Consider the following 13,197-nt stretch of genomic DNA (forward strand, 5'->3'; position numbering starts at 1 on the left):
AAGTTGCGAGACGATTTGTTACGAATGCTGTGAGGCGATACCGTACCCCATCTGCTGCGACATTTCCTCTGCTGCCGGCTTCAACATGCCGAGGAACTCCATCAACATGTGGTCATCTACGCGGGAGACCAGCGTGGAGATGCTGACAGCAGCCACCACCTGCCCCTTGTGATTGCGGATGGGAACAGCGATGCAGCGAACGCCCGGCTCGTTCTCCTGATTGTCTACTGCATAACCAGCCTGCCGCACCTTCTCCAGTTCCTGCCGAAACGCCTGTTCATTGGTGATCGTGTTTGGCGTCTGCGGCACGTACTGATATCCATCCAAGATGTATCGAAGTTCTTCCTCCGGCAAGAAGGCGACCAGCACCTTGCCCACCGCGCTGGAATGTACGGGAATTCTCCTGCCGATGCGCGAGTACAAAATCGTCGCCATCGGACCTTCCACCTTATCGATATACACGCCCTCTTTGTCGTCCAGGATGACAAGATGCGTTGTTTGCCCGGTCTTCATGGACAAGTCGACGAGGTATCTTTTCGCTATTTTCCGAATATCCAGACCATGGATGACATAATGCCCTCGTTCAAACAGCTTCATCCCCAACCGATATTTGCCGTTTTCCGGGTTTTGGTCAATGTAGCCGTGTACCTGTAGCGTCTTTAACAGGGAATGAACCGTACTCTTGTGCAACTGCATACGTTCGCTGATTTCGGTGATTTTCAGTTCGGTTACCTGTTCATCAAAAAGGTCGAGTATTTTCAGAGCACGTTCCACAGCTTGAATGATCGGCATTGTATCCTCCCTTTACCCATGTGATTGCGGAAATGATGTTGGAGATATATTACCATAGAATCGGGACCTATGAACGAGACTCTTTACGCTGATTTTCCGCAATCAACACGGGCACGGCGAACGGCGTCCACAATTGTTCGGGCCGTTTGTTCCACGGCGGCAAAGTCACCGGCGGCAATCGCCCGGCGATCCAGCAGTTTTCCGCCAATACCGACTGCTGCCGCTCCCGCCTCGATAAACGCGGCGACATTGTGCTCGTCAATGCCTCCGGTAGGAATGATCGGAATGTGTGGAAACGGCGCTTTGACATCTTGTAGATACTGCACCCCGAGCGCGGCCGCGGGGAATAGCTTGACCAAATCGGCCCCCCACTCCACCGCCGTAATCATTTCGGTCGGCGTCATCACGCCCGGTACGGCGATCTTCCCGTAACGCAAGGCGGCACGAATCACGCCTTGATGCAGGCTGGGGCTGAAGATGAAATCGGCTCCGCTTTTGATCGCCATCACGGCGGATTCGCTGTCGATCACTGTTCCCGCTCCGATGATCGCACGTCCCTGATAACGGCGGCTAAGCGTGGCAATGGAAGCGTACGCACTCTCTGAATCCACCGTAATCTCAAGGGCCGTAACGCCTCCCCGCACCAAACTGTCCGCCACTTGTTCGATCCTGTCTTCGGGAATCCGGCGGATCACGGCGATCACACCGCTTTCCACCAATCGTTCCAGCAACTTGACTTTCGGCAGCACGGTTGGCTCTCTCCCCTCCTTGTATGTTTACTGGTCAGCGATGAATGTGCGGCTTCTCATCCGCAATCTGCGACCAGTACGGATATCCTTCGACGTCTCCGACAACCGTCAGCGCATAAGCTCCGACGCGGTTACCCAGCCTGACGGCGTCCCGGTACGACCAGCCTCTGATCAATCCCGACAGGAAACCGGCGGCAAAACCGTCTCCGGCCCCAATCGGGTCCACGATCTGCGGGACGGGAAATCCGTCGACGTACGCGCGTTCGTCTGCGGTCGCATAGTAAGCGCCGCGCTCGCCCAGCTTGACCACCACGGCCGCTGCCCCGTTTTTCCGCAATCGTTCGGCGATTTGCTCGGGAGCGTCTTCTCCCGTCAGCAGCCGGCCTTCCTCCCATCCGGGCAGGACGATGTCGCATTGGCCGGCGATGTCCATCAGCACGTTGCGCGCTTCGTCAGCGGGCCACAGCTTCAGCCGGATGTTGGGGTCGAATACGACGGTTACCCGATGCCGTTTCGCTTTTTCAATCGCCATGTACACGGTATCCCGGCACGATGGACTGAGCGCCGGCGTAATCCCGGTGACGTGCAGAAACTTCGCCCGGGCAATCAACTCCTCGCGGACGTCCTCCGGCTGGAGGCAGCTGGCTGCCGATCCCCGGCGGTAATAGTACACGTTGGACTCGCGGGCAATTTGCCGCTCTTTGAAAAAGACGGCCGTGGGATGATCGGCGTCAAACACGACGTGCGACGTATCGACCCCCTCGCCGCGAATCACATTGCGGATGTACAAGCCGAACTCGTCGTCACCGAGTCGGCTCACCCAGCTTACGTGATGGCCCAACCGCGCGAGGGCGATTGCCACGTTGGACTCGGCACCGCCGATGGTTTTTTCAAAGTGGGTTGCGGAGCGGAGCGGTCCCGCCGAGACCGGAGTAAACAGAACCATCGTCTCGCCAAAGGTGACTACGTCCATGCGTGTTCACCTTTCATCGGCAGGGCAGGAACGGCCAATCCGGCGGCACCTTTTTCCGAAATCTTCAGATCGGGCGCGTACCGTTGAATGATGTCGAGACCGATCCGGGCGCGGCGTACCCGCTCTCTGCACAAACTGATCGACGTCTGTTCCAAATGGCTGCCGGAGGGGTAGATGTTTGGCGAGTTGCGCAGGCCGAATTTGATGTAGACGGGAGCCGCCACCCGGATGATTTCCGGGATGTCGTAGTGGCGGATAAACCCGCCCATGTCGTCCGGCGCTTCCACGTAAATGTCAATCGGGATGTCGACTGCTTGCCGGATCGCCGCCAGGCGCGGCAGCGAAAGGTCCGTCGGCACGTTGTACGTGCCGGCGCCGATTTGTTCCATCAGCCGGATCGATACGGGATTTGCCTGGCCCATCTGAACGGAAATCTTTACGAGCAGGTCGGGGGGCAGCTCGCCCAGTTTCTTGAACTCGTTGACCAGCCACAAGAGCCCCTCGTCCGCCACCAAAATGCTGCGGATGCCCGCCTGGCAGGCCCGCTTGATGTCTTCGATCGCATACGCCAGCTGATCCATACCCTGCACCCGCAGTCCGGCAATTTTTCCTGCACTGGCCCAGGTCATCGGCGTAATGTCCCAGGTGCCGCGCGGGCCGACGAACAGGCTCACCTCCAGCTTCTCCCGACGGCCAATCGCCGCCATCTGCTCAAGCTCGCGATCGGTCAGGAGCATGATCCCGCTGCCCTGTGAGATTCGGTGAATCGTCACGCCGTACGTTTCACACGCTTCCAGCACCGCTTCAAACGAGGCTAGCCCTTCCACGCTGGGAATTTCCACGCGATACTGGGCTCCGTCCGGAAATGTTTTTTTTGAGCTGGGCAAATCGTGACAATCGCCTGCCGGAAACCCCAATCTCTCAAACACCGCACGAGTTTGTTTCACCTCTGTCTCCACCCTTTCCCTACGATCTCTTCTGCAATCCATAGACGACGTCTGTAGTGTAGTCGAGCACGGCTTCCTCGAATACGCTGAGCGGAACCACGCCGTGTGCCGCATCGGTGTGTCCCGTCATGCGGTTGCTGGCCGCCACCTGTCTTTGCCGCGTCCGGATGGTGGCAAGCCGCCTGTCCGCCAGGGCCGCCCGCTCCGCTTTGACCTGCTCAAAGGAAAACTGGAGTCTGCCGCTGCGAAAAGCGGCTTGATTGACAAACTGGATCTGCCGCTCACGCAGATTCAGGTACAGGAGATCTCCCGTCTCCAGGTACAGGATGCCTCCGCCCAGGCTGGCTTCCGGGGTCATGTGCCCGATCGCCGCTCCGTAGGTGACGCCGGAATAGCGTCCGTCGCTGATCAGCGTGGCCAGACGTTTCAGGTTGCGGTTGGCGTTGATGTGCTGCATCGGCGTAAACATCTCGGGCATCCCGAACGCGACCGGCCCCTGCCCGGAGATGACGACGGCGATTTTCAGCACCCCATCCTCCACCATTCGGTCAAACAGCGCATCGTAGTCGAGCGTCTGCCAATCTTCCAGACGGTGAGGCGCATTGTGGCGGAGCACGGCCCGCAGGTTTTCCTCCGCGAAGCATTTCATTCGCTTCACCGTATCCAGCAAATGTGAATCCAGCAAATTGCGGTTGGCGTCATCCTCGTTTTCGTAATAGAGGACAAAGGCCACTTTCTTGTCAAACTCGTCAAGTTGGGCCGTCGTCATGCCGCTGATTTTCACGACGGCTGATTCAAAAAAGTTGCCGGTGAGCACATCCACCCCGCTGAACGGCCGGCGCGGCCGGGAGAGAATGATCGGATTGTCCTTGACGCGGTCTGCAGGCAGGCGCGCCTGGTCAGCCAACCGTTCACGCCACGTCGTTCCCGTCACCGTAGGCGCATCCACATCCATCGGCACGCCGTTTTGCATCAGCTCGTAAAACAGCGTCTCCATCCCGCGGATACTGCCGCTGCAGCACTGCACCGCCAGCGCGTAAATGTCGCGTCCCTGCGTCAGACTGTAATCAAACAGGTCGGGAACAGGGTATTCGTGGTGAATCCGGTCCAGATCCCACAGGCTGAACCTGTAGCCGCCATACAACATGGCCGCTACCAGGTGCATCATCAGGTTGGTTGATCCGCCCGACGCGCTGTGTATGCGGATCGCGTTTTTGATGTTGGCTGCCATCACATTGGCCACGCCAAACACCGGATCGTTGATCATCAGGGCAAGGCTGTCCACGGCCTGGTTCACCTGCTCCTGACTGGGCGGAGCAGTCAACAGCTCCACGGCCGGATGAACCAATCCCAGGCCGGCGACAAGATGGCGGGAACTGTTGCCCGTGCCGTTGAAGGCGCAGACCCCGCCGTTTGCGTCACACGTGGCCACAGCCAGCCGCTTTTCGTACTCCTTGTGCGCCGCCTTGCTGATGATCCCCCTGTCCACCGCGCGTTCCAGCACGCCCTGAAACGCGGTGTTGGAGGAACACTGCAAAATGTAGGCCATCGCATCGCGCAAATCGTGCGCGATGTCGGACGCTCCCCGCTCTTCCGCCGCCGCGGCCACCTGCTCCAATTCGGCATACAGCTCGGCCGGGATCGTCCCCCCTTTCAGGACGTGGGCAGGAGCAAAAGTGGCAAAGAACGGCGCCTCGCCGCGGTACCGGCGAATCCGGTCGAGATGGGCCAGCGCACTGACCACGCCAAGCGGCTGTTTATCACAGCCCTGGATGACGAACGCCCCGTGGTAACTGTGCGCCTCGATCTGGTTGACCACCATCTGGGCAACCGCGTTGCGGCTTTGCAGCGAATAGCTCATGCCTTGATTGCTCTGCGCGGTGCCGTCGCACATCACCGGCGTGGAAAAGGCAAACGGCACGCCGCCATTCTGCCAGATGCGGATGGCGGCACGGGCGATCGTCACCCGATCCAGGATATGAGCCGGGTGATCGGGCGAACCGCCGATAATCGCGATGCGGGGGGCGTTTTCCTCCAGCCGGTTGTAGATTTCTTCCAACGTCCAGTCCGGCGCCGGACCGTCGTAGGCGGAACCGAGTATCTGTTTTGAACTGTCGAGCAGTCCCGCAACGCAAATCGGCTCGTTCGCTTTGCCTTGCACATTGTCCCGATACGGGTTGGTTTGATTATTGATCGGCGGAAATCGACGCGACATGGAATATCCTCCTTCCAATCGTTCTACCATTCGGCCACACTGCCGTCCTCATGACGCCACACCGGGTTTTTCCAGTTGTGCCCCCTGCGCGCCGCCTCTTCCACCTTTTCTTCGTTGATGTCGATCCCCAAACCGGGGCCGCGCGGAATTTCTACATAGCCGTCCTTGTACGTAAACACGCTCGGATCGAGCAGATAATCGAGCAGATCGCTGCCTTGGTTGTAGTGGATGCCCAGGCTTTGCTCCTGAATGACGGCATTTGGGGTACACGCGTCCACCTGCAGCGAAGAGGCCAGCGCGATGGGACCGAGCGGGCAGTGCGGCGCGACGGCTACGTCAAACGCTTCCGCCATCGCGGCGATCTTTTTCACCTCAAGAATGCCGCCGGCGTGGGACAGATCGGGTTGAATGATGTCCACGCAGCCGTCCATGAGAAGCTGCTTGAATCCCCAGCGGGTGTATTGGCGTTCGCCTGTGGCGATCGGAATGGTGGTGTGGCGGGCGATTTCGCGAAGTGCTTCATTGTTTTCGGGCAGCACCGGTTCCTCCAAAAACATCGGACGGTACGGCTCCAGTTCCTTGGCCAGCACTTTCGCCATCGCCTTGTGGACGCGGCCGTGAAAGTCAATGCCGATGCCCACGTCCTTACCGACTGCTTCCCGCACAGCGGCGATGCGGTCAACCACCGCCTCCACCTTGGCATGCGAGTCGATGTAGTTCATTTCCTCGGTGGCGTTCATCTTGACTGCGGTATAACCCGCCTCCACTTTTTCCTTTGCCGCCGCTGCCACGTCGCGGGGGCGGTCTCCGCCGATCCACGAGTAGACGCGTACCTTGTCACGCGCGGCTCCACCGAGCATTTGATAGACGGGCATGTTGTAGTACTTGCCGGCGATGTCCCACAGCGCCTGCTCGATCCCGGAGATGGCGCTGGTCAGGATCGGACCGCCGCGATAAAAGCCGCCCCGGTACAGCGTCTGCCAATGGTCTTCGATCCGCAGCGGCGATTGGCCGATCAGGTAGTCGCTCAGCTCGCGGACGCACGCTTCCACCGTACCCGCCCTGCCTTCGACAATTGGCTCTCCCCAGCCAACGATGCCTTCGTCGGTTTCCACCTTTAGAAACAGCCATCGGGGTTCCACCCGATACAGCTTGAAGGCCGTGATCTTCAATCTGTTCACCTGCTTTCACGGATAATCGGCCGAAAAGTCCATCGGCAGCGGCTCGCTTACGACCTCGATATCGTCCCGCTGCTCCGCCTCGTGCATCAGACTTTCGGAAATCCAGATGTCCTGTAAATGCAGCGTGTTTTTGATGCGGACGAGCCGGACACGGGTCAGGTCAAAAGCGTTGCACGTTTTGATCGCCGCTTTGACTGCCAGCTCGCCGGTATCGAGAAACATCGGCAGTTTGACCGTCCCGACGACGGTGCTGGTCAAGGCGTTGGCGTACCCTTTTTCCCAATCGATCGCCTCAAACACGGCCCGCGTGGTGATGTCGGCCAATCCGATTCCGTTGGCGTTGCCGTGCGTTTTTTCGGTCAGACGGAGCACGACCGTGCGTGCCGCCTCCACGCCGCCGCTGGCATATGGCGTGGCATACCGGCCGGTGATGTTCGGGTCCATTCCGTCCCCGGAAATGTCTTTGCCGATCTCGTCTACCACCAGCACATCCAGCGGCGAGAAGGCAATTTTCGGCATCAGCGCCTTTGCCTCCAGCAGCAGCTTTGGTTCCTCATCCACCAGCTTTTCCGCCGGGATGGCCACGATTTTCGCCGGACGGTCATAGGCATTCTCAATCGTGCCGACGCCGAAGACGATCGGCGCTTTGGCGATCACCATTTTGGCCATCTCCAGCACGTGCTCGGCCATGTACTTGAAGCTGTAGGCGTGCGCGGCCTCCGCTCCCTTTTGCTTGCCAAGACCAATCGTGATCATTTTCAGCAAACCGCTCTCCACTGGACCGCGAAACGCCGTGTGCGGCTTGATCCGGTTGATCACCACAATCTTGTCCGCGTGATACGCATGCTTGTCGGTGTAGACCGGCAGGCCGTTGGGCAGTCTGCCTACTTCCACCACATCCATGCTGGAGATGATCGGAGCCCCGACAAATGCTTCCGTGACGCCGAGGGATTCCAATACCTCCCGCTGTCCTGCCGCCGTCGCTCCCCCGTGGCTGCCCATCGCCGGGACGAGAAACGGCTGCCCGCCGACTGACGCGATCGCCCTCACCACCTCCCTGACGATCGTGGGGATGTCTGCCACGCCTCTGCTGCCCACGGCAATGGCCACCCGATCCCCCGGCGCGATTCGCCGCAGCACACCCGCTTCCGTGATCGCCCGGCGAACCGCAGACGCCACATCGTCAATCTCCGGCGCGTGAAAGTGCTGCCGAACCTTGACCATCCGGGGAAGGGGGATGTCGCGGAGCAGTTCTTCCAAGATGCCCATGGCCGTTCCTCCTTTACTGTCTCGCCTTTTCCACCTGGTCGTACATCTCCTTGACGAGATCCTCGCCAAATTCCTTGGCGAACTTGTCGATCACCGGCTTGATGATCGCCTGCATGTTGGCCCGTTCTTCATCGGACACCTCATTGACCTCCATCCCGAGATTCTTTAGCTCTTCCAACGCTTTTCGGTTTTCCTCCCGGTTCACCTCGCGCTGGTAGGTGCCGGCTTCGACGGCCGCTTCCCTCAAAATCTGCTGCTCTTCCGGGGACAGCTTATCCCAGAACTTCTTGCTCACCAGGAAAACAAACGGCGTATAGACGTGCTTCGTCAGGCTCAGGTACCGCTGCACTTCGTCGTATTTGCTCGTCTTGATGGTCGCCAGCGGATTTTCCTGACCGTCCACGGTTTTGCTCTCCAGTGCGCTGAATACTTCCGAGAACGCCATCGGGGTGGGGTTGGCGCCCAGCGCCTGGAACGCTTCGAGGTGAACCTGGTTTTGCATCGTGCGAATCTTCAGACCCTTGAAGTCTTCTGCTATCCTTACCGGATGCTTGCTGTTGGTCAGGTGGCGAAACCCGTTTTCCCAATAGCCCAAGCCGATCAGGTTGTGTTCCGGCAGTTTCTCCAGCAGTTTTTGGCCGAGCGGACCGTCCAGCACCGCGTCCGCTTCCTTTTCGTCTTGAAACACAAACGGAAAGTCAAAAATCCCGAATTCCTTGATCATGCCTACCAGCGGCGACGTGGATGGAATCGTAATCTCCTGCAGTCCGCCCTGCAGCGCCTCGGTCATTTTTTTGTCGTCGCCGAGCTGGGCATCGTAAAAGGGCTGCACCTTCAGCTTTCCGCCGCTTTTCTGGCTGACAAGCTCGGCGAATTTTTTCAATCCTTTTCCTTCGGGATGTTCCTGGTTCAATCCAATTCCCGCCTTGATCGTCCGCTCCTGAATCCCGCCGGCCGCCGGTGATCCAGAAGAGGCGGTGCTGCCGCCGCCGCACCCGGCCAACAGCAGCAGCGCCGGCACGACACAGCTGATAATCCCGTGTTTCATCCATGATTTCATGCCCATTTCTCCCCTTTCCATTTGATCCATCGCTTACGCTTCAACCGCATCGCGGTTCGCCAGACCGTGTTCGTTCAAGCGGACCTTCTCTTTTACCTGCGTGTTGACCAGGTATTGCGGATATTTTCCATACAGCAGAACATCGACGACCCCCATCGCCGCCTTCGTCCTCATTTCCGCGGCAGATTCCTCAGAATACCAGGCGACATGCGGGGTGAGAATCACCTGTTCCATCGTCAGCAGGGGATTGTCCGGGGAGATCGGCTCCCGCTCGACCACGTCAAGTGCCGCTCCGGCAATCCGGCCTGTGCGCAGGGCGTCGATTAGCGCGCGTTCGTCAATGACCGGCCCGCGCGACGTGTTGATCACGACCGCGTGCGGTTTCATCGCGGCAAACTGCTCGCTGCCCACCATGCCTTTCGTCTCTTTGGTCAGCGGAGCATGGACGGAGATGAAGTCGGCCAGCCGGCACAGCTCATCAAGGGAGACGAGCTGCACCCCCTTTGCCTGCGCCAGCGTTTGCGGCACATACGGATCGTGGGCGATCACGCGCAGCCCGAGCGGCTTCACTTTCTCCGCCAGCGCCTGCGGAATCTTTCCGAACCCGATCAAGCCGAGCACTTTGCCGCGCAGGCGGTTGATCGGCTGCGTCACTTTGTAATCCCAGACGCCGCTTTTTACATGCGAATTGGCGACAACCACCTTGCGCGTCCAGGCGAGCAGCAAGGCAAGGGCGTGATCGGACACTTCGTCCATGCAGTAATCGGGCACGTTGGCGACACAAATCCCGCTGTCTGTCGCCGCCTCGAGATCAATCGTATTGACCCCTACGCCGTACCGGGTGATCACCCGGCATTTCTGCAGGCTGTCGATCACCTTGCTCGTAATCGGCGCGTACTGGTTGATCAGCGCGTCGGCATCGCGGCATGCCGCGATCACCTCTTCCTCCGTGCGGCATTGCGCCGGCACCAGCTCGAACCGCTCGCTGTCCAGCACGCTTTCTTCATACCGCAAATCGCTGTACTCCCAATCGGTCACGACGACTTTCCACTTTTGCATGTTCGCTCCTCCTTACGTCAACCACTCTAATGGAACCGTCACCAGTGCAGGGAACAGAATCAACAGGACGAGAATCATGACCTCGACCAGCAAAAACGGCCAGACGCCTTTCATGATGTCTTCGATGCCGATCTTCCCGACGCCGCAGGCGACATTGAGCACGGTGCCGACGGGAGGGGTCAGCAGGCCGATGCAACTGTTCAGGATAAACAGGACGCCAAAGTAGATCGGATCAATCCCGGCCTGTTCGATCACAGGCATCAGCACCGGCGTCAAAATCAAAATGGTCGGGGTCAGATCCATGGCTGTGCCGACCAGCAGAACCACCGCGTTGATCACAATCAGCAGGAGCAGCGGATTGTCAACCAGCGGTCCCAGGAAGTCGGTCAGCGCTGCCGGGATATTGGCGACCGTGATCAACCAGGCGGACACCATCGCCGCTGCGGCGAGAAACATCACGACGCTGGTCGTCTTGGCGGCGGATACCAGAATGTCGTACAGTTGGGACAGCTTCAACTCCCGGTAAAAGACCAAGCCGACGAGCAGGGCGTAAAAAGCGGCGACAACCGCGGCTTCCGTCGGTGTAAACACACCACCGCGAAGCCCCCCGACGATGATCACCGGCAGCAGGAGTGCCCAGATTGCCCCTTTGGCCGCGGCCAGGATTTCTCTTAGCGACCGGCGCGGGTATGTCTCAAACCGGCCATTTCTGGCGATCACCCACCAGGTGATCATCAAGCCGACCCCGATGAGCAGTCCCGGCACAATGCCCGCCATGAACAGTTTTGTAATGGAGAGGCCGCTGGTCACGCCAAAGATGATCATCGGAATGCTGGGCGGGATGACAGGGGCGATAATCCCGCCGGCGGCGATCAACCCGGTGGAGCGGTTGCGGTCGTACCCCGCCTGCACCATCATCGGGATCAGGATCGCGCCGAGTGCGGCCGTGTCAGCCACGGCGGACCCGGACAGCCCGGCAAACATGATGCTTGCCAGGATCGCCACATAGCCCAATCCGCCGCGGATGTGCCCGACGAGCGCCAGCGCAAACTGGATGATGCGCTTGGAGATGCCCCCGGCGTTCATCAGTTCTCCGGCGAGGATGAAAAACGGAATCGCCATCAGCGGAAAGTTGTCCGCACCGTTGATCAGGTTTTGCGCGATGATTTGGCTGTCGAAGATGTCGAGGTAAATCATCAGGGCGACGCCGCTGAACAGCAGGGCAAACGCAATCGGCATCCCCAGTGCCATCACTCCCAGCAGTGACCCGAGAAACACGCCCAGCGTCATTTACCAGACACCTCCGACATCACCTGCTGTTGACCCGACACCAACAGCTCCTCTTCCGATTCCCGCGCGCGGATAAATTCTTCGACGGAACGCTTGCCAAACAGCACCCGGTACAGATTGCACACGATGATGGCCGCCATTGAGATGCTCGTGACAATCCCGATGCCGTACACACACGCGAGCGGCAATCCCGTCGCCGGTGCCATACTGTCCATGTTGATCAGCGTCATTTTCCAACTGCCGTCCAATACCAGCCACAGCACGTAGAGCAGGATCCCGTTGGTCAGCACAAACACCGCTTTTTTCATCCGGGGCGACAGCTTCTTGACGAATATGTCTACTCCTAAGTGTTCATTGTCTTTCAACGCACTGATGGCCCCCAAAAACGTCATCCAGACAAACAGGAAGCGCGACATTTCTTCGGACCAGGTAATGCCCGAATTAAAGACATACCGCAGCACGACGTTGCCGAATACGAGAATGGCCATCACTGCCAGCGAAACCGCAGTGACGCCATTCAGCACCCGATTCAAGAAGTGCAGGACGTTTTCCACAAAATCTCCCCCTTTCTTGTCAGCCTGCCCGCCCTACTTGGCCGCAGCCTTGATTTTTTCTACCATTTCCTTTGCCCACGGATACGTCTGATAGATTTCGTCATAGAGCGGCTGAGCCGCGGCTTCCATCGCCTGCCGGAACGAATCGTCGGGCGTCGTGAAGCGGATGCCGTGTTCCTGGAGAAAGGCTTTGTCCGCTTCGTAGCTCTTTTCCATCAGCTCCCACTCGTAGTCGGCCGACGCTTTTGCGGCCTGCTCGATGATCTGCCGCTGCTCGGGCGTCAGCTCGTTCCACAATTTCGCGTTGATGATGTACAGGTTGGGGCTGAACATGTGGCGGGACTCCAGCACATCCGACTGAACTTCGTACCAGCCTGAGGCTCTCAGGGTGGCGATCGGGTTGTCCTGTCCGTCTACTACACGTTGTTCCAGCGCCGTAAACACTTCGGAGATGGGCATCGGCGTCACATTGGCCCCCAGCAGTTGGCCCAGCCGAATGTAGTTGGGGATGTTGGGCATGCGCAGACGCAGTCCTTTGAAATCATCCAGCTTGCTGATCGGCCGGTTGCTGGAGAACATCCGAAAACCGTTGGCGCTCCACGCCAGCGGATGCACGCCGTGTTTGCTCTCCAGTTCTTCTGTCAGCTCTTCGCCGATCGGGCCGGTAAAGACGGCTTTGGCATGGGCAAAATCCTTGAACAAAAACGGCCACTCACCCACAGCCAGCTTGGGAATGTCCGCCTGCATGATCAAGCCCGGGATTCCCATTTCGATGGTGCCGTTGCGCACCCCGTCGTAAAATTCCTTCTCCGCCCCCAGCTGGCTGTTGTCGAAGATTTGCACCTTCAGCGTGCCGCCCGACATTTCTTCCACCATCGGTTTGAACTTTTCGCGCAGGGCCACGTTCTGCGGATGGTCGGTCGCGAAGTAGTTGGCCACTTTCAACGTGTGCGTCTTGGCACCGCTCCCTGCCCCCGGCGAACCGCTGCCTGTCGTTTGCTGCGCTCCGCAGCCGGAGAGCAGCACCGCCGCCGCGATGGACAGGGTCAACAGACGTTTTTTCACTTGACATCCCACCTAGCATCGCTTGTTTGATATGACAAAACCA

General features: G+C 58.9%; 12 protein-coding genes. All 12 read right to left on the reverse strand.

All coding sequences use genetic code 11. From position 1 onward, the window contains the following. Positions 1-18 precede the first annotated feature (18 nt). The gene (locus KDN35_RS07690; RefSeq protein ID WP_171564616.1) at positions 19-792 is read right to left on the reverse strand and encodes an IclR family transcriptional regulator; all 774 of its coding nucleotides are present in this window, start codon (positions 790-792) and stop codon (positions 19-21) included. 83 nt (positions 793-875) lie between these two features. After that, positions 876-1,541 (reverse strand): bifunctional 4-hydroxy-2-oxoglutarate aldolase/2-dehydro-3-deoxy-phosphogluconate aldolase, encoded by a 666-nt coding sequence (locus tag KDN35_RS07695; protein ID WP_212132475.1) that lies wholly within the window; start codon positions 1,539-1,541, stop codon positions 876-878. Positions 1,542-1,575: 34 nt separating this feature from the next. Beyond that, positions 1,576-2,514 carry a sugar kinase gene (locus tag KDN35_RS07700; protein WP_171564614.1) on the reverse strand — a complete coding sequence of 313 codons (939 nt, stop codon included), beginning with the start codon at positions 2,512-2,514 and terminating at the stop codon, positions 1,576-1,578. Further along, complete coding sequence (locus tag KDN35_RS07705) at positions 2,505-3,461, reverse strand: U32 family peptidase (RefSeq protein WP_212132476.1); 957 nt, start codon at positions 3,459-3,461, stop codon at positions 2,505-2,507. The genes KDN35_RS07700 and KDN35_RS07705 overlap by 10 nt, the downstream gene beginning before the upstream one ends. A gap of 19 nt (positions 3,462-3,480) precedes the next feature. Next, complete coding sequence (locus tag KDN35_RS07710; RefSeq protein ID WP_212132477.1) at positions 3,481-5,676, reverse strand: dihydroxy-acid dehydratase domain-containing protein; 2,196 nt, start codon at positions 5,674-5,676, stop codon at positions 3,481-3,483. A 23-nt stretch (positions 5,677-5,699) separates the two neighbouring features. Beyond that, positions 5,700-6,848 (reverse strand): galactonate dehydratase, encoded by a 1,149-nt coding sequence (gene dgoD / locus KDN35_RS07715; protein ID WP_171564611.1) that lies wholly within the window; start codon positions 6,846-6,848, stop codon positions 5,700-5,702. A 15-nt stretch (positions 6,849-6,863) separates the two neighbouring features. Then, positions 6,864-8,126 carry a nickel pincer cofactor-dependent isomerase, group 22 gene (locus KDN35_RS07720; protein ID WP_212132478.1) on the reverse strand — a complete coding sequence of 421 codons (1,263 nt, stop codon included), beginning with the start codon at positions 8,124-8,126 and terminating at the stop codon, positions 6,864-6,866. Positions 8,127-8,139: 13 nt separating this feature from the next. Next, positions 8,140-9,192 carry a TRAP transporter substrate-binding protein gene (locus KDN35_RS07725; protein ID WP_171564745.1) on the reverse strand — a complete coding sequence of 351 codons (1,053 nt, stop codon included), beginning with the start codon at positions 9,190-9,192 and terminating at the stop codon, positions 8,140-8,142. 27 nt (positions 9,193-9,219) lie between these two features. Beyond that, positions 9,220-10,245 carry a C-terminal binding protein gene (locus tag KDN35_RS07730; protein WP_171564609.1) on the reverse strand — a complete coding sequence of 342 codons (1,026 nt, stop codon included), beginning with the start codon at positions 10,243-10,245 and terminating at the stop codon, positions 9,220-9,222. Positions 10,246-10,257: 12 nt separating this feature from the next. Continuing rightward, positions 10,258-11,535, reverse strand: coding sequence for a TRAP transporter large permease (locus KDN35_RS07735; protein ID WP_212132479.1), 1,278 nt, complete (start codon positions 11,533-11,535; stop codon positions 10,258-10,260). Then, positions 11,532-12,023, reverse strand: coding sequence for a TRAP transporter small permease (locus KDN35_RS07740; RefSeq protein WP_171564744.1), 492 nt, complete (start codon positions 12,021-12,023; stop codon positions 11,532-11,534). The genes KDN35_RS07735 and KDN35_RS07740 overlap by 4 nt, the downstream gene beginning before the upstream one ends. 99 nt (positions 12,024-12,122) lie before the next feature. Next, positions 12,123-13,154 (reverse strand): TRAP transporter substrate-binding protein, encoded by a 1,032-nt coding sequence (locus KDN35_RS07745; RefSeq protein ID WP_171564607.1) that lies wholly within the window; start codon positions 13,152-13,154, stop codon positions 12,123-12,125. Positions 13,155-13,197: the final 43 nt, after the last annotated feature.

Origin of the sequence: Brevibacillus sp. NL20B1 (assembly GCF_018195675.1) — a bacterium.
In the GTDB taxonomy this organism is placed as follows: domain Bacteria; phylum Bacillota; class Bacilli; order Brevibacillales; family Brevibacillaceae; genus Brevibacillus; species Brevibacillus aydinogluensis.